Annotated in this window: 12 protein-coding genes; 7 read left to right on the top strand and 5 right to left on the bottom strand. The window is 66.9% G+C overall.

The window, feature by feature from the left end; all coding sequences use genetic code 11:
- Nucleotides 1-76 precede the first annotated feature (76 nt).
- Genes ASE13_RS17940 through ASE13_RS17930 form a run of 3 tightly spaced genes read left to right on the top strand, consistent with a single transcriptional unit; the run spans nucleotide 77 to nucleotide 3,711 of the window.
- A complete protein-coding gene (locus ASE13_RS17940; protein WP_056619443.1) occupies nucleotides 77-1,207 on the top strand; it encodes an ABC transporter permease in 1,131 nt (376 codons plus the stop codon).
- Nucleotides 1,208-2,311 (top strand): ABC transporter permease, encoded by a 1,104-nt coding sequence (locus ASE13_RS17935; RefSeq protein WP_056619439.1) that lies wholly within the window; start codon nucleotides 1,208-1,210, stop codon nucleotides 2,309-2,311. It abuts the gene before it with no gap.
- 5 nt (nucleotides 2,312-2,316) lie between these two features.
- Complete coding sequence (locus tag ASE13_RS17930) at nucleotides 2,317-3,711, top strand: efflux transporter outer membrane subunit (RefSeq protein ID WP_056619436.1); 1,395 nt, start codon at nucleotides 2,317-2,319, stop codon at nucleotides 3,709-3,711.
- A gap of 110 nt (nucleotides 3,712-3,821) precedes the next feature.
- Here ASE13_RS17930 and ASE13_RS17925 read toward each other — a convergent pair whose 3' ends face one another.
- Nucleotides 3,822-4,520: a FadR/GntR family transcriptional regulator gene (locus ASE13_RS17925; RefSeq protein ID WP_056619433.1), complete on the bottom strand. Its 699-nt coding sequence runs from the start codon at nucleotides 4,518-4,520 to the stop codon at nucleotides 3,822-3,824.
- Nucleotides 4,521-4,747: 227 nt separating this feature from the next.
- On the opposite strand from ASE13_RS17925, the gene ASE13_RS17920 reads away from it, so the two are divergent.
- Nucleotides 4,748-5,005 (top strand): hypothetical protein, encoded by a 258-nt coding sequence (locus tag ASE13_RS17920; protein WP_056619430.1) that lies wholly within the window; start codon nucleotides 4,748-4,750, stop codon nucleotides 5,003-5,005.
- Between the two features lies 1 nt (nucleotide 5,006).
- On the opposite strand, the gene nagE is transcribed toward ASE13_RS17920, so the two are convergent.
- From nagE to ASE13_RS17900, 4 genes are all read right to left on the bottom strand, one after another.
- Nucleotides 5,007-6,704 carry an N-acetylglucosamine-specific PTS transporter subunit IIBC gene (gene nagE, locus ASE13_RS17915; protein WP_056619427.1) on the bottom strand — a complete coding sequence of 566 codons (1,698 nt, stop codon included), beginning with the start codon at nucleotides 6,702-6,704 and terminating at the stop codon, nucleotides 5,007-5,009.
- Nucleotides 6,701-9,160 (bottom strand): phosphoenolpyruvate--protein phosphotransferase, encoded by a 2,460-nt coding sequence (ptsP, locus tag ASE13_RS17910; protein ID WP_156404974.1) that lies wholly within the window; start codon nucleotides 9,158-9,160, stop codon nucleotides 6,701-6,703. Before ptsP ends, nagE begins: the two co-directional genes overlap by 4 nt.
- 5 nt (nucleotides 9,161-9,165) lie before the next feature.
- The gene (locus ASE13_RS17905) at nucleotides 9,166-11,433 is read right to left on the bottom strand and encodes a beta-N-acetylhexosaminidase (protein WP_156404973.1); all 2,268 of its coding nucleotides are present in this window, start codon (nucleotides 11,431-11,433) and stop codon (nucleotides 9,166-9,168) included.
- A 149-nt stretch (nucleotides 11,434-11,582) separates the two neighbouring features.
- Nucleotides 11,583-14,264, bottom strand: a complete 2,682-nt coding sequence (locus ASE13_RS17900) for a TonB-dependent receptor (RefSeq protein ID WP_056619422.1) — start codon at nucleotides 14,262-14,264, stop codon at nucleotides 11,583-11,585.
- Nucleotides 14,265-14,486: 222 nt separating this feature from the next.
- On the opposite strand from ASE13_RS17900, the gene ASE13_RS17895 reads away from it, so the two are divergent.
- The 3 genes from ASE13_RS17895 to nagA are packed head-to-tail and all read left to right on the top strand — an operon-like array spanning nucleotide 14,487 to nucleotide 17,438.
- Nucleotides 14,487-15,230, top strand: a complete 744-nt coding sequence (locus tag ASE13_RS17895) for a GntR family transcriptional regulator (RefSeq protein WP_056620126.1) — start codon at nucleotides 14,487-14,489, stop codon at nucleotides 15,228-15,230.
- A gap of 28 nt (nucleotides 15,231-15,258) precedes the next feature.
- On the top strand, nucleotides 15,259-16,266 hold the full coding sequence (locus ASE13_RS17890) for an SIS domain-containing protein (RefSeq protein ID WP_156404994.1): 1,008 nt from the start codon (nucleotides 15,259-15,261) through the stop codon (nucleotides 16,264-16,266).
- Nucleotides 16,266-17,438, top strand: coding sequence for an N-acetylglucosamine-6-phosphate deacetylase (gene nagA, locus ASE13_RS17885; protein WP_056619415.1), 1,173 nt, complete (start codon nucleotides 16,266-16,268; stop codon nucleotides 17,436-17,438). Before ASE13_RS17890 ends, nagA begins: the two co-directional genes overlap by 1 nt.
- Nucleotides 17,439-17,444: the final 6 nt, after the last annotated feature.

Genomic DNA, 17,444 nt, shown 5'->3' with positions numbered 1-17,444 from the left:
GGGCCTGGCGGTCTCACCGAGCCCTTTCGCCTGCCGCACTGCCCCACCCCAACCCCTCCCCTGAAGGGGAGGGGCTATGACCACCCGCTTCTCCCTTCGCCGCCTGCTTGCGCTGGTCCGCAAGGAAGGCGCGCAGATCCTCCGCGATCCTTCCACGTTCCTGATCGCCTTCGTGCTGCCGCTGATCCTGCTGTTCCTGTTCGGCTATGCCGTATCGCTCGACAGCAGCCGGACACGGATTGGCGTGGTGCTGCAGGATTCGAGCGCGCCGGCGCTGCGGCTGGCGCAGGCCTATCAGACCTCGCGTTATTTCGAGGTCAGGATGGCACGGACGATCCAGCCGATGCGCGAGAAGATGGTCTCGGGGGACCTGCGCGCGATCATCGTCATCCCCTCCGATTTCGGCGAGGGCGTCAAACAGGGCCGCGCGCCCGCGATCCAGATCATCACCGACGGATCGCAGCCCAATACCGCCAATTTCGCCGCGGCTTACGGCGAGGGCGTCCGCGCGCAATGGGCCGCGGCCGAGGGGCTCGAGCGCAACCCGGGGGCATCGGAACCGCCCGTCGGCGTGTCGTCGCGCTTCTGGTACAATCCCGAGCTCAAGAGCCGCTATTTCCTCGTCCCCGGATCGATCGCCAATGTGATGACGATGATCGGCACGCTGCTCACCGCGCTGGTCGTCGCGCGCGAATGGGAACGCGGCACGATGGAAGCGATGATGGCCACGCCGATCTCGATGGCCGAGTTCATCGCGAGCAAGGTCATCCCTTATTATCTCCTTGCGCTCGCCTCGATGGCTTTGTGCACGGTAATCGGCGTGTTCGTGTTCGGCGTGCCGTTCCGCGGATCGGTATTTGCCCTGTTCGTCGTCGGGTCGGCGTTCCTGATGCCGGCGCTGGGGCTTGGCCTCTTCATCTCCTCCGCGACCAAGAACCAGTTCGTTGCCAGCCAGATTGCCTTGCTCTCGGCGTTCCTGCCCACCTTCCTGCTCTCGGGCTTCATCTACGAGATCAGCTCGATGCCTTGGCCGATCCAGGCGCTGACCTATCTGGTGCCCGCCCGCTATTTGATACCGAGCCTGCAATCGGTGTTCCTGGCAGGCGATCAATGGGCGCTGCTGCTGCCCAATATCGGCATCATGCTGGGCTTCGGCATGGTCTTTTTCCTACTCTCATTCCGCGTCACCCGACGGAGCCTCGATTAGATGCGCAGGCTCTGGGCGATGATCGTTAAGGAGATGTGGGCAGTGCTGCGCGATCCCAAGTCGCGCATCGTGCTGTTCGTGCCTCCGCTGATGCAGCTGTTCATCTTCACCTTCGCCACCACGCTCGACGTCAAGAATGTGGATGTCGCGATCCTCGATCGCAGCTCGGGCGTGCATTCGGCGGAGATCGTCAGCCGGATCGCGGGCAGCCCCAATTTCCGCGAGATCGTGCCCTTGCGGAGCCCGCACGAGCTGCGCGGCGCGATCGACAACCAGAAGGTGATCGCCGCTTTGGTGATAGACGAGGATTTCGACCGCCGGGTCGCCGCAGGCAAGCTGGCGACGGTGGGCGTGGTGCTCGACGGGCGGCGCTCGAACGCGGCACAGATCGTCAACGGCTACCTCACCCAGATCGTCGCGAGCGTCGGCGCCGACACGGTAATCCGGACGGGCCCACGCGCGCCGCCGGGCAGCGTGGTGACCAACTGGTACAATCCGTCGCTCGACTATATCTGGTTCACCTTGCCCTCGCTGGTCGCGATCATCACTTCGGTCGCCGGCCTCGCGATCACCTCGCAATCGGTGGCGCGCGAGCGCGAGCTCGGGACCTTCGATCAGTTGATGGTCTCCCCGCTGCGGGTCCACGAGATCCTGATCGGCAAGATGGTCCCGCCCTTCATCATCGGGATGATCAATGGCAGCCTCTATCTGATCATCGCGCCGCTCGTGTTCGGCGTGCCGTTCACCGGATCGCTTTTGCTCTTCTTCCTCAGTCTCGCGATGTACATGCTCGCGCTGATCGGCCTCGGCATGCTCGTCTCGGCGATCGCGAAGACGCAGCAACAGGCGTTCCTCGGCGTGTTCCTGATCACCACGCCGCTGATCCTGCTGTCGGGCTATGCCAGCCCGATCGACAACATGCCTGGCTGGCTGCAGGTCGTGACCTATCTCGATCCCGCCCGCTATTTCCTCGTCATCGTCCAGGGATTGTTCCTCAAGGCGATGCCCGCCGCCGCCGTGTTCCACCAGCTCTGGCCGCTCGCGCTGATCGCCTGCGCGACGCTCTCCGCATCGGCCTGGCTGTTCCGCGCGCGCATGGAGTGACCCCGATGCCTCGCCTGCTTTTGCTCGCCCTGTTCGCCCTCGCCGGCTGCACCGTCGGCCCCGATTACCAGCGGCCCGCGCCGACGGCGGCGAGCCAGGCGCCCTGGCTCGAACCCGGCACGCCCGGCGCAGTCGACCTCGCCTGGTGGGACAGCTTCGGCGACCCGCAGCTCTCGGCGCTGGTGAACCGCGCGCTGGCGAGCGCACCCGATCTCAAGGAAGCCGAAGCGCGCCTCGCCGAAGCGCGCGCGAACCGCGATGCAGTGGCGGGCGGGCGCCTGCCGAGCGTGCAGGCGACCGGCTCGGCCACCGAGAACCGGCTGAGCGAGAACGGCCAGCTGCCGATCGGCAACATCCCGGGAGTCGACCGCGAGTTCCGGCTGTTCGACCTCGGCTTCGACGCGAGCTGGGAACTCGATTTCTGGGGCCGCCGCACCCGCCAGACCGAAGCGGCGAACGCACGCGCCGACGCGGCCCTGTTCGGCCAGCGCGACGTGATGCTGACGCTGATCGGCGAAGTCGCGCGCAGCTATTTCGATCTGCGTGCGGCGCAGGCGGATGCCGCCACTGCACGGGCGCTCGCCGCTTCCGACACCGAGCTCGCCCGTCTCACCCAATTACGCTTCAACGCCGGCGAGGCATCGCGGCTGGAACTGGAACGTGCCGAAGCCGCCGCCCGGACCGGCGCAGCGGCCGTTCCCGATGCCGAGGCGCGGGCGGCGGCGGCCGCGTACCGGATCGCGGCGCTGGTCGGCGCGGCGCCCGAGGACGTCGCACCCGAACTCCGCAAGCCCGCCCGCCTGCCCGCCAGCCCCGACCGCATCCTCGTCGGCGTCCGCTCTGAACTGCTCGAACGCCGCCCCGACATCCGCCGTGCCGAACGCGAGCTTGCCGCGGCCACCGCCGATATCGGCGTCGCCACTGCCGACCTGTTCCCGCGCTTCAGCCTGTTCGGCAGCATCGGCCAGCAGGCGCGCACGCCGGGCGACCTCTTCTCGAGCGACAGCACGCGGCTCCAGATCGGCCCGAGCTTCTCGTGGCCGATCTTTTCGGGCGGCACGATCCGTGCCCAGATCCGCGCCGCTGACGCCCGCGCCCAAGGCACTGCCGCGCGCTACGAGAAAGCCGTGCTCGGCGCGCTTTCGGACAGCGAGGCGGCGATCAACCGCTTCCTCAATGTGCGCGCCGCCGAGACGGAGGCGAGCGCCGCGCTGGGGCGCGAGCGTTCGGCCTATGCGCTGGCCGAGAAGCGCGCGACCAGCGGCGAAGACGATCGGCTGACCCTGCTCCGCGCACGGGAATCGCTGCTGGCGGCCGAACGCCGGGCGGACCAGGCAAAGGCCGCCAAGGGCCAGGCGGCCGTGGCGCTGTACAAGGCGTTGGGTGGGGGGTGGAAATAGTCGTCATCCCGGCGAAAGCCGGGACCTCAGGCAGCACGCGAACGGCCTGCGGCACGAGATCCCGGCTTTCGCCGGGATGACGAGGAAGGGAAGCCACCGCCTCCCCGCGATCAGGGCATCAACCTCTTCCGCCCCTGCGACAAATGCCAGCGCATCGCCAGCGCGGCGCCGTCGGCGTCCTGCGCGCGGATCGCCTCGACGACCATCTCGTGCTCGGTGATCATCGCACCGATCGCCTCGGGCGGCCGATCGCGCGAGATGTCCACGCCGGCGCGAAGAATCCGGTAGATGCCCTCCTCGAGATGATCGAACGCCGCGACGAAAGCGGGATTCGCCGTGGCCTCGAAGATCGAGCGGTGCAGCACCCAGTCCTCTTCATGCGCGGGACCGTTGGAAAGCAACGCGGCGCGGAGCTCCTCCATTGCCGCCTGGATCACTTCCATTTGCGCAGGCGAGCGCCGCATCGCCGCCAGCCGGCACGCCTCCGCCTCGAGCACGAAGCGGACCTCATAGGTGCCGAGCGTCGCCGACAGTTCGGCCATCGGCATGTGTGCGCCCAGCCGTTCGGAGGGACGCCGCATGACATAGGAGCCGGCGCCGCGGCGCGATTCGGTGATGCCGTCGGCCGCCAGCCGGACCAGTGCCTCGCGCACCACGGTTCGCGACATGCCGAACATCTCCGCGAGCCGCGGCTCCGATGGCAACCGGTCGCCGATCTGGAGATCGCCGCCGTTGATGATCTCTACGATCTGCGAATAAGCGCGGTCGGCGAGCCGTCCCTCACCCGCATGCGCAGGTCCCTGTGCCAATCAGCGGTCCCCCTCTCCCCTCATGCGGCACCAGCCACATTCGCGGCTGCCCCGCCAAGTCTGCGTCAAACAGATTGGTTAGACAAGTTGCACCGATTTCGCGTCCATTGTCCATTGACCTGCCGATTTGGAGCGGCATACTCTAAACCTGTCCAACCGATCCATGGACCCGACCATCAGAGTCGCGGGGATCGGCAAGGATCAGGGACGGAAACCTGGGAGGGGTTATGGACACGATCTGCAGCAATGCTGCCGTGAATCTGCCGCCGATGAACGCCTTTGCCGAAGTCTATGTGCACCGGCCTTCCGCACGCGGCGGGCCCGTCACGGCGCTGTTCGGCCCGTTCGGCGACTGCGCCTTCGTATTGGTCCGCCAGGGCGGCTATGGCGACGCCGAATGCTGGATCGAAAGCGCTACCGGCCGGGTTTCCTATGCCGATCTGCTCGAGGCCGACCGCGCCGGACTGATCCAGCGCGCGACCTGAATCACTTCGCCGGCTGAAGCGCCGCCGCGAGTTGCGCGGTGCCGTCGCCGGCGATCAGGTGGACCGGCTGCGCAGCATCGCCCGGAATCACCGTCGCGAGGATGCCGCTGCGCTCGAGCGCCGCCTGATCGACCTTGGCCAGATCCTTCAGGTCCACGAGCAGACGCGTGCCCCGGGCCCGCACGCCACGGACATTTCCCTCTCCCAGCGCACGGGCGACCGCCACCAGATCGAGCTGCGGAGCAGCCGGAGCCGCCGCCGGTCCCGAAGCGATCGCCTGCCGTACTTCGCCGGCGATCTGGTCGGCTACCGGGCCGAACACGACCTGCAACCCGCCATTGTCGAGCTTGAGCACACCGCGCGCGCCCAGCGCCCGCAGCGCGCCCTCGTCCACTGCGGCGACGTCCGCCACCACCAGCCTCAGCCGCGTGGTGCATGCATCGACGCTGCGGACATTGGAGCCGCCGCCCAGTGCAGCAAGAACCGCAGGTCCGCGCGCGCCTGACGCCGCTTTGTGCGCCGCCGGGAGCGGCTCATCCTCGCGGCCGGGGGTCTTCAGATCCCAGCGCCGGATGCACCAGCTGAACGTGGCATAATAGATGACGAAATAAGCCACCCCGACGGGCAGCAGCAGCAATGGCTTCGTGGCGAGGCCGAAGTTGAGCACATAATCGATCATGCCGGCCGAGAAGCCGAAGCCGAGCTTCACGCCCAACAGATCCATCACCACCATCGCGATGCCGGTGAGCACGGCATGGACGACGAAGAGCACGGGCGCGAGGAAGATGAAGGTGAACTCGATCGGCTCGGTGACGCCGGTCAGGAACGACGTGAGCGCCAGGCTGAGGAGCAGGCCGCCGACGGCCTTGCGGCGCTCGGGCAGCGCGTTGCGGTACATCGCAAGGCATGCCGCCGGCAGCCCGAACATCATCACCGGGAAGAAGCCCGACATGAACGCGCCCGCGCTCGGGTCGCCAGCGAAGAAGCGCTTGATGTCGCCGGTCGCGCCGTTGAAATCGCCGAGCAGGAACCACGGGATGTTGTTGAGGATGTGGTGGAGCCCGGTGATCAGCAGCAGCCGGTTGAGCAGGCCGTAGAGGAACAGCCCGATCGGTCCCGCGCCGAGCACCCAGCGGCTGAGCGTATCGACACCCGCCTCGAACCAGGGAAAGCCGAAGCCGAACAGCACCGCGCCAAAAAGGCCGGCGAGCCCCGCCACGATCGGCACGAAGCGGCGACCGGCGAAAAACGCGAGATAATCGGGCAGCTTGATGTTCGAGAAGCGATTATAGAGCACCCCCGCGGTGATCCCGGCGAGGATGCCGGCCGCGACGCTAAGCTTGCCGATCTCCTTGACGCGCCACGCAGCCTGCTCAATCGCAGGCGCCGAGGCGATGTCGGGCGGGAGATGCAGCAGCACCTTGGCGCCTTCGACCGCGACCAGATAGGCGACCACGCCCGCCAGCGATGCGGCGCCGTGATTCTCGCGCGCCAGCCCCACCGAAACGCCCGCCGCGAACAGCAGCCCGAGGTTCGAGAAGATCGCCTCACCCGCCGCCGCAACGAACGGAATGCCGAGCATGTCGGCCTGGCCGAGCCGCAGCAAAAGTGCAGCAATCGGCAACACTGCGATCGGCAGCATCAGCGCGCGGCCGAGCGGCTGCGCCTTGGCGAGAAGGGTTGCGGGTCGAAAGCTCATGCCTGTGCCTCTCGCGCAAGCGCGCGGACCTCGGCGGGAGACGCGGCGTCGCACGCCTTCTCCGCCAGCATCACGCACGCGTTCAGATCGAGTTTACGGACCACCGCCTTGAGCCCAGGAATGGCGGCGGGGGTCGCCGAGAGCTCGGTGATGCCGAGCCCGATGAGAATCGGCGCGGCAAGCGGATCGGACGCGAGGCCACCGCACATCCCGGCCCAGCGCCCGGCCTCCTTCGCACCCCTACCCACTTCGCGAACCAGCCGCAACACGGCGGGGTGCATCGCGTCGATCCGCTGCGACACCGCGGCGTTTCCGCGATCGGCGGCGAGCGTGTATTGGGTCAGGTCGTTGGTCCCGATCGAGAGGAAATCGGCCTCGCGCGCGATCTGGCCGGCGAGCATCGCCGCGGCCGGAGTCTCGATCATCACGCCGAGCTGCACCGGTTCGGCGATGCCGAGTTCGGCCTGGACCTCGGCGAGCAGCGCACGGACCGGACGATAGTCCCCCAGATCGGCGACCATCGGCAGCATGATCCGGCACTGGCCCGCCGGCACGCCGCGCAGGATCGCGCGGAGCTGGAGCCGCATCAGGTCCGGACGGGCCAGGCTGAGCCGCACGCCGCGCAGGCCCAGCGCGGGGTTCTCCTCCTCGCCCATCGGCAGATAGGGCACCGGCTTGTCGCCGCCGATATCGAGCGTGCGGACGATCAGCGGGCGGTCGCCCAGGGTGGCGGCGATCCGCGAATAGGTCTCGCGCTGCTCTTCCTCGTCGGGCGCGGTCTCGCGCTCGAGGAACAGGAATTCGGTGCGCAGCAATCCGCACCCCTCGGCCCCCGCGGCGACTGCGGCGGCGGCATCGGTGACCGAACCGAGATTGGCGAAGATCTCGATGCGGGTGCCATCGGCCATGCGGCACGGCTCGTGCGCCTCGGTGGCCTCACGGGCGCGACGTTCGCGGGTAGCGAACAGGCGCTCGCTGGCTTCGGCCAGCGCATCGGGGCTCGGATCGGTAGCGATCGAGGCGACATCGGCGTCGAGGATCAACGGCGTGCCGTCGGCGATCGCCAGCACGCCTTCGCCTGCCGCGACCAGCATCGGAATTCCGGCCGAGGCGGCAAGGATCGCGACGTGCGAAGTCGGCCCGCCCGCCGCCGTGCAGATGCCGGCGAGGTTGGCGGCGTCCAGTGCGAGAAATTGCGACGGGAGCAGGTCGTCGGCGATCAGGATCGTGCCGGGGCGCAGCGCGGGTGCGCTGGCGCCGGACGTGCCGAGCAATGCAGCCACCACCTGGCGTTCGAGATCCTTCAGGTCGGCGACACGCTCCATCAGCAGCGCGTCGCCGGTGGCGCGGATCGCGTCGGATGCCTGCGCGGTGGCAGCGCGCCACGCAAAAGCGGCGCTGCGGCCGGCGGCGATCTCGGCCTCGGCGGTGCGCAGCAATTCGGGATCGGCGAGCAGCGCGCGATGCGCTTCGGCAATCTCCGCGGCCGGACCGCGCGCTCCGGCGAGGCTGCCGGCGATTTCGGCGAGCGCCTGGTCCAACGCCGTGCGCTCGACGGTAATGCCTGCGCCGTCTTCCGGGACGTCCTGGTCGGCGGCGCGCAGTTGCAATGCCTGTCCGATTGCGAGCCCGGGTGATGCACAGACCGGCCCCTGCGAGCGAATGAGGGGGGCGGCTGGCGTGTGTGCATGCTCCTCGCCCAGTCCCGACAGGATCAGATCGGCCACAGCATCGACCGCGGCGCGCGCGTCTGCGCCGACGCCGGCGATCCGCACCGTGCTGCCGGAAGTCACACCAAGTCCGAGCAACGCCACCGTGCTGCGCGCATTGGCGCTTTTGTCGCCGGCGACCAGCGCGACCTCGGCGACGAAGGGTCGCAGCGCCGCCGCGATCCGGGCGGCCGGACGGGCATGGATGCCGTGCGCAGCATCGACGGTCACTTCGCGCTCGAAGCGTTCTTCCGCCGCGGCGCTGCGGGCCGCCTCGCGGACTTGCTTGCCGGCAATGCGCGCGACCGGAGCGCCCGCTTCGACGAACCGGCCGGTCGCCTCGAGTGTCAGGACGTAGCCGTCACTGGCGAGGACCACGGGCGTGATCAGCGCCTTGGCACCCTCCGCGACGGCATCGAGATCGAATTCGATCAGTGGGTCGCCGGCGGCGACGCGCTGTCCGGCCGCGACCTTGGCGGAGAAGCCCTTTCCGCCGAGCGCGACGGTTTCGAGGCCTATATGCAGCAGCAACTCGGCGCCGTTCTCGAGCCGCAGCGTCACTGCGTGCGCGGTGTCGGGGACCGACAAAACCTCAGCCGCCGCTGGGGCACGCAATAGGCCCTCGATCGGGTCGATCGCGAAGCCGTCGCCCATCATCCGTTCGGCGAAAACTGCGTCGGGCACTGCTTCGAGTGGCGCGAGCCAGCCGGCAAAGGGCGCGATCAGCGTGATGGTATCGGTGTTCATATTACTCACGAGATCAGCTCGACGGCGTCGATCGCCCAGAGCGGATCGACGCCCTTGGCGGTGTAGGTGATGCACAAGGTCCCGGTCCCGGCGCGCGGCGCGAGCGGGGCGACCAGCCGGGTCAGCCCGGGATTGCCGGTGGCCGGCGCGAGCGGAAGCACCGCGAGGCGCGGGCCCTCGCATTTGTCCGCATATACGACGAATTCGCCTTCGGGCGTCGCCGGGGTCTGGAACTTGATGCCGTCGCGGTCCTTGCCGACCTGGAAGTTGAACGGGATCTGCCCGACGGTGATGGCGACCTGCCTTGCACCGCCGACGGGCGCCTTCTCCCAGAGCCAGCAGGGATTGAAGATGTCGGAGACGAAGACCGCGCGCTTGCCGCTCGCCGGATAATCGTCTTCGAGCGCGAGCACGACGCGATTGGTGCAGGTCTTGAGCGCCTCGTCGCTGCGCCAGCGCACGCTTTGCTGCGTGACCTTCTGCGCGATCGCCCCGGTCACGCCGCGGCCGTCATGCACGCTTTCCGCCTTCAGCTCGAAGGGGAGCTTCGCCTTGAACGGGCCGGCATAGACCGGCGACTTCGCACTGATCGCGCTGCCGTCGATGGTGTAGCGCATCGTCAGCCCCGCCTGATTGGCGAGCGAGACAGTGACATCGTCCCTGCCGGGCGCGTAGTCGACATCGGTTTTTACCTGGAACGCGCTGATAGCCGCGTTCAATCCCAGACCGTGCATCCGCGCCATTTGCGGAATTACCCGATCGACGAAGCCGTTAAAGTCGCTCGCCCCCTTCCCCGACCAGCCGATCTCGGCGACCGCCGAGGCCCGCGGGAAGGTCATCCACGCCGCGCGTTCCTCGGTACGCACATGCTCGGTCCACAGATTGGCCTGGAGGCCGAGGACATGATGCTGCTGCGCCGTCGGGATTTCCGGCGGCACCGGATCGAAACCATAGATCGTCTTCAAGTCCATTACGTCAAGGCGGCCCGGCGGCTCGCTGTCTCCGGCGCCCTGACGGTGATCGAAATAGAGCGTCGGCGACGGGCTGAGCACTGCGTCATGGCCCGCCTTGGCCGCGGTGATCGCGCCTTCGATCCCGCGCCACGAAGTGATCGTCGCGTCGGGCGGAACCTGGCCGCCTTCGAGGATCTCGTCCCAGCCGATCAACTTGCGCCCGCGCTTCGTCAGGTGCTCGCCGATCCGGTGCATGAACCAGGCCTGGAGCGCGGTCTCGTCCTTGATGCCGAGCGTCTTCATCCGCGCCTGGATCTCGGCTGAGCCCTTCCACTGGTCCTTCACCGCCTCGTCGCCGCCGACATGGATGTATTTCGACGGGAACAAGGTGATCACTTCGTCGAGCACATCCTCCAGGAATTCGAAGGTCTTGTCGTCGACATTGTAGAGCCAGGGGAAGACGCCCCAGTCGCTCTCGGTGCCCGGCGGGATCGGCACGCCGGTGCCGAGCTCGGGATAGGCGCGGATCGCCGCGAGCGCGTGGCCGGGCATCTCGATCTCGGGGACGATCGTGACGTTACGCTGCGCAGCATAAGCGACGATGCCGCGAATCTCACCCTGCGAGTAATAGCCGCCGACCCTGGGCAGCTGCGGCGCGCCGGGCGCAGTCGCGGGATGGCGCCAGCCTGAGATTTCGGTGAGCTTGGGGTATTTCCTGATCTCGACCCGCCAGCCCTGATCGTCGACCAGATGCCAATGTAGCGTGTTGAGCTTGTTGACCGCCATCCAGTCGATCAGCTTGCGCACATAAGCGGGCGACTGGAAGTGCCGCGCACTGTCGAGCATCAGCCCACGCCAGCCGAACCGCGGAGCGTCCACGGCGCCGAACGCCGGAACCTCGACTGCGCCCTTCCCCGGCACCTGCGTCATCGCCTGCCACAGAGTGACCGCGCCATAAAGCAAACCCGCATCATCACCCGAGGTGATGACAGCGCCCCGCGGCGTCACGTCGAGGCGATAGCTTTCGGGCTTGCCTGTCGCGGCGCGGACGAACCGGATCGATGGTCCCGATGCCCGCGATCCGACCCCGAGCTTGAGGCCACGCGATTCCGCGATCAGCGCCGCGAGGCGCTCGGCCGCATTGCGCGCGCCGGCATCTCCGTCCGGCACCACCAGCGCCGTCTTCCCGCTAACCGCGAGCGCGCCCTTCCCCGCATGCAGTTCCGCCGGCACCGGCAACAGCCCGGGCACCTGCGCCAGCGCAGGCGTCGCGGCCAGCACGGCGCCGAGCGCCACCAGTGATCGAGCAAAGGAAATCAAGCGCGGCTCCCGGCGATGATGCACGACGAGCTTAGGCGGTTTCGCGCCCCGCTCAATCGGCTGCCCGCCATTTCGACGAGGCGAAAAAATGGGCGGCGGAGAGACGATCTCTCGAATCTCCGCCGCCCTGTCATGCACGTGCCGCCATCTCAGAAGTTGACGTTCACGGAAGCGAGCGCCCTGCGCCCGGTACGGTACACTCCACGCGGCAGGCGCGGCGTGTTGGCATAAGCGTAATACTCGCTGTCGGTCAGGTTCATGCCCGAGATCGTCAGGCCGATATTCTCGGTGATGTTGTACGTCGCCGAGAGATCGACATTCGCCGTGTCGCGGACGAACATCATGTCGCCGCGGTCGATCCCGGTGAAATATTTCGACCGCCAGGTATAGGTTCCGCGGATCGACACCGGTCCGCTCTCGAAGAACGGACTGAAGCTCACCTGGTGCCGCGAATTATACGGCAGGTCCGCGCCGTCCTGCCCTTCGCCGTCCGAATAGGTGTAGTTTGCGAGCACACCGAACCCGTAGGGCAGATTCTGCTGATACGCGATCGCGAAGCCCTTCACTTGCGCCGAACCCGCGTTGAACGGACGGCTGACATTATAGGTGGTGACACGGCCCTGCGACGTGTTGAAATGATCCTCGGGCACGGTCTGCGACAGGATGTAGTTCGAGATGCTCTTGACGAAGACCTCGCCCGCCAGGATCGCGCGCGGCGCGAAATACCATTCGAGCGACGCGTTGAAATTGTCCGATTCATAAGGATCGAGATCGGGATTGCCGCCGCCGCCGGTGAGGATCGAATCCGCCAGCCAGAACGAGTTGGTCATGTCGGCATAGTTCGGCCGTGCGATCACCTGCGTTGCCGAGAAACGGAAGATCAGGTCCTTCTTCAGGTCGATCGCGAGATTGATCGTCGGCAGGACATTCTCATAGCTCTTGTTCGTGGCCTGCCACGTCCAGTTCGCCGCTGTGGCACATGTCCCCGCGGTGCAGACGAAACCGGCGCTTTCGCTCGACGTGTTGACGTAGCGCGCACCGATATTGCCACGCAGCGCGCCCTGCTCGAAATTGATCTGCGCATAGGCGGCGTGGATATCCTCGGTCACATCCCAATTGCCGGCGGCGAACTCGACCGCGGCGAATTGCGACGGCGTCGGGACCGCCCCACCTCCGGGCACCCAGCTGCCGCCCTCGACATAATCGACCATCGAATTGCCGTTGATCTTGAAACGGCCGGTCATCTGGTCGTTCACGCCGTTGAAGCCGCGCAGATAATTGTCGCTCACCTGGCTCGTATCGAACTGCGAAGCCGGCACGTTGACACCAGCGACGGTGACGCCCGCATAACGCTGGCCGGTCTCGTGGCGACGATATTTGTAACCGACCTGCAGGCTCTTCACCGACCCGTCGAACTTGAAGGTCAGATCCGCCTGGCCATAGCGCTCCTTGTCGCTGGTCGGCTTCTCGACGAGGTTGCCGCTCCAGCCCGGGTCCGTCCGGAATGCCGCGGGATTGCCGAGCACGTCGGTGGAGTAGCTGAGCGTGCCGGGGCTCTTTGGCGCACCGCTGATGTCGACGGTGTAATTCGCCCAGTTGAGGAACTCGAGGAACACCTGCTTCTTGGTGCCGCCGTCGGCGTCGGACATGCCGCCCTCGACATTGAGGGCCCAGTTGACGCCTTCCCAGCCGATCTGGCCATGCCAGGTCTCGGAATGCATCTCGGCGGTGCGATATTGCGCGTCGAGCACCGACAGCGCGTTGGTGAACGATGCCTGGGTGACGATCCCGTCCTGCACCTGGAGCGCATTGAGCGCGCCGGCGCTGTTCCAGGTGTTGCCCGGGAAGGCATACATCGACTGATTGAGATTGTCGTAGGTCGCGTCGATGCGGAGGTAGTCGAGGCCGACCGTCAGCTCGGGCACCGGCCGCCACTGCGCCGCCGCCGAATAGGTCAGGCGCTCGCGGCCCTGCTCGAAATAGGAGGTGCCGAACGCGTTGGGGAACACCGCCTTGGGATTGGCGGCGAGCGTCGTCGCGCAGGTGCCGGTGCAATTGCCCGTGGTGATCGAGCTGGTGCCGGCATCGTTGCGGCCGTTCCAGAAGTCCGCAGTGATCGTGCCATAGGCTTCGAGGCCGTCGCGGCGGAGCTGGTCCTTGGCGCGCTGGAACGAAGCGAGGAAGCCGAGCGTGCCGGCCTCGTTGTGCCAGCTGACCAAAGCCGAGCCCTGCACGTCGCCCTTTTCCGAGCGGTCATTGTAGAGATAGCCGAGCGTGCCGGCGACCGTGAACGGCTTGAGATCGAGCGGCTTGCGCGTGACGACGTTGACCGTGCCGCCGATGGAGCCTTCATCGATCCGCGACTCGGCCGATTTGTGCACATCGACCCGGCTGACGAGCTGCGGCGCGAGGAGTGCGTAATTGAACGTGCGACCGGGCGAATCGAGGATGAACCAGTCGGCCGAAGCGACCGTCTGGCCATTGAGGAGCGTGCGATTGAGCGCCGGATCGGTGCCGAGGATCGAAACCTTCTCGCCCTGACCGAACTGGCGATCGACAGTGACGCCCGGTACCAATGTCAGCGCTTCGGCGACGTTGGTGTTGGGGAATTTGCCGACGTCTTCGGCCGAAACCGAATCGACGATCGAATTGGCGTTGCGCTTGGTCTCGATCGCCGCCGCCAGTGAGGCGCGATAGCCCGTGACGACGATTTCCTCGCCGTCCTGTGCCCCGGCCGCTGCCGGTGTTTCATCTGCTGTCTGTGCGTGGGCGGCGCCCGAAAGCAGCGCGATCGCGCTGGCGGTGCCGACAAGAAAAGTCCGAATCCCCATGTCTCATCCCCTTAAGATGATTTTTTATGGCATGTCTTTTTTTATACCATTTGCATACCACTAAGCAGACCATCCGTCAGACCACTACACTCGTCAAGAGGGAATCTTTCACAAATATGACGAGCATATGCGCCGAGAAGGTGCATTTTATGGCTAGCCTGTGGTATGTTATTGGTATTAGTATTGCTTCTGACGCACCTAAGCCCAATGGTGGGAGCCGACATGCCGCTGCTGGCCGAAAAGATACGACCTCTCGATGCAACCGGTGGCGGCCCGCTTTACCGGCGGCTGGAGGACGCCCTGCGCGATGCGTTGCGCGATCAGGTGCTCAAGCCCAATGAGGCATTGCCGGCTGAGCGTGATCTCGCCGCCGATCTCTCGGTATCGCGAATCACGCTACGCAAGGCGCTCGACACGCTGGTCAATGAGGGCCTGCTGATCCGCCGCCAGGGCGCGGGCACCTTCGTCGCCGGCCGCGTCGAGAAGCAGTTCGCCAAGCTCTCGTCCTTCTCCGAAGACATGGCCGCCCGCGGGCGTACGGTGCGCAGCGAATGGCTCGCCCGATCGTCGGGTGCCGTGACTCCGGACGAGGCCCTGACTCTGGGGCTGAGCCCGGGCACAGCGGTGTATCGCTTCAATCGTATCCGCTTCGCCGACGATACGCCGATGGCGCTCGAATATTCGACGATCCCCGGCTTCGGCCTCGACAGCGAGGAAGTCGTCGGCGCCTCGTTGTATGCCGCGCTCGAAGTCACTGGCAATCGTCCGGTCCGCGCGCTCCAGCGGCTCCGCGCCGTGCTGTTCAATGCCGATCAGGCCAAATTGCTCGGGATCGAAGCGGGCGCTCCAGGACTTTATATCGAGCGCCGGGGTTTCCTTTCCGATGGCCGGGTCATCGAGGCGACGCGGAGCTGGTATCGCGGCGATGTCTATGATTTCGTCGCCGAACTCGACACGCGAGGCTGATGCAGTGACGAGTCCCGAGACGACCAAGATGTTTCAAGAGGCCGGTGAAGCCGCGGCGGTCGTGCGCCGCCAGCTCGCCGCCAATCAGACCGCAGTGACGGCGCTCGCCGCGGATCTGCGGGCAGCGCACCCGCGCGGCGTGCTCACCTGCGCGCGCGGGAGCTCGGATCACGCCGCGACGTTCGGCAAGTATCTGATCGAGACGCGGCTGGGCGTGCTGACCACGTCGGCGGCACCTTCTATTTCATCGGTCTATGGGGCCGCGGCGGACCTCACGGGGATGCTGGCGATCGGCATCTCCCAGTCGGGCAAGAGCCCCGACATCCTCTCGGCGATGCGCGCGGCAAAGCAAGGCGGGGCGCGCACGGTCGCATTGGTCAACACCGCCGATTCGCCGCTGGCGGACGATGTCGACACCTTCCTGCCGCTCCATGCCGGCGCCGAAGTCAGCGTCGCCGCGACCAAATCGTACATCGCCAGCCTTGCCGGTTTGCTCCACCTCGTCGGCGAATGGGCCGGCGACGGCGAATTGCTCGAGGCACTGTACGGCGCCCCCGCGCTGCTCGAACGGGCGTGGGCGTCCGATTGGTCGCCGATGGTCGATCGGCTGGCGCGCGCGCAGGGCCTGTACGTCATCGGCCGCGGACTCGGCTTCGGCATCGCGCAGGAGGCCGCGCTCAAGTTCAAGGAGACCTGCGGGCTCCATGCCGAGGCGTTCAGCGCTGCCGAAGTTCGCCACGGCCCGATGGCATTGGTCGGCCCCGACTTCCCGCTGCTCGTCTTCCGCCAGGGTGACGAGACCGCCGACGGCGTCGACGAGCTAGTCGCCGATGTGCTCGCGCGCGGCGGCGACGTGCTGGTGAGCGGCGGCGAGGTGCCCGGTGCGGTCCAGCTGCCGCACCCGACTGCGCACCCTGCGATCGAACCGATGCTGCAGATCCAGGCCTTTTATCGCGCGGTCAACGCGCTATCGCTGCGTCGCGGGCTGGACCCCGATCGCCCTCCCCTGCTCGCCAAGGTCACCGAAACCGTCTGATGGTCACTGCTCTGGTCAATGGCCGCGTGCTTCGCGCGGGTGTCCTTCGCGACGGCGAAGCCGTTCTGGTCGATGGCGATCGCATCGTCGGCGTCGTTCCGGCGAGCGAGGTTCCCGCCGATTCCGCACACCACGACCTCGAGGGCGCGATGCTGCTCCCCGGGTTCATCGACACCCAGGTCAATGGCGGCGGCGGCGTGCTGTTCAACGAATCGCCGACGGTCGAGGGGATCGCGGCGATCGGCGCGGCACATCGCCGCTTCGGCACCACCGGCTTTCTGCCGACGCTGATCAGCGACGATCTCGACGTGATCCGCCGCGCCGTCGCTGCGGTCGATGAGGCGATCGCTCAAGGGGTGCCGGGGGTGCTCGGCATCCATATCGAGGGGCCTTTCCTCAATGTCGACCGCCGCGGCATCCACCGCGCCGACAAGATCCGCGCGCTCGACGACGAGGGCCTCGCCGTCCTGACCTTGCTGAAGCGCGGCCGCACACTGGTGACGCTCGCGCCCGAGCAGACCGATCCCGCCTCGATCCGCCGCCTGGCCGATGCCGGCGTGATCGTCGCCGCTGGTCACAGCAACGCCACGTACGAGCAATCGATCGCTGCGGTCGAGGCCGGCGCCACCGGCATCACCCATTTGTTCAATGCCATGTCCCCGCTCACCTCGCGTGCGCCGGGGCTGACCGGCGCGGCGCTCGAACGGCCCGAGCTGATCTGCGGAATCATCGTCGATGGCCACCATGTCAGCCCGACCACGCTGAAGATCGCGCTGCGCTGCAAGCCGCCGGAGCAGCTCATGCTGGTCACCGATGCGATGCCCTCTGTCGGCAACGACGTGGACGAGTTCATGCTCCAGGGTCGCCACATCCGCGTTGTGGACGGGATCTGCCGGGACGAGGACGGCACTATCGCCGGATCGCATCTCGACATGGCCGCGGCGCTCGCCAATTCCGTGAAGATGCTCGGCACGTCGGTCGAGGCAGCAGCGTGCATGGCGGCACACGCGCCGGCCGCGCTCCTCGGCCTCGGCGATAGCCTCGGCACGATCGCCCCCGGCTACCGCGCCGATCTGGTGGCGCTGGACGATTCATTCGGGGTTACCGGCACATGGATCGGCGGGGCGCATGAAGATGTCGCGATCGGGTGGATCACCGCGGCCGCAGACTGAGACCCG

The organism is Sphingomonas sp. Root241, assembly GCF_001428865.1.
Classification (GTDB): Bacteria; Pseudomonadota; Alphaproteobacteria; order Sphingomonadales; family Sphingomonadaceae; genus Sphingomonas.
The sequence above is the reverse complement of the archived record's forward strand: the minus strand, read 5'-3'. Positions and strand labels throughout refer to the sequence as shown.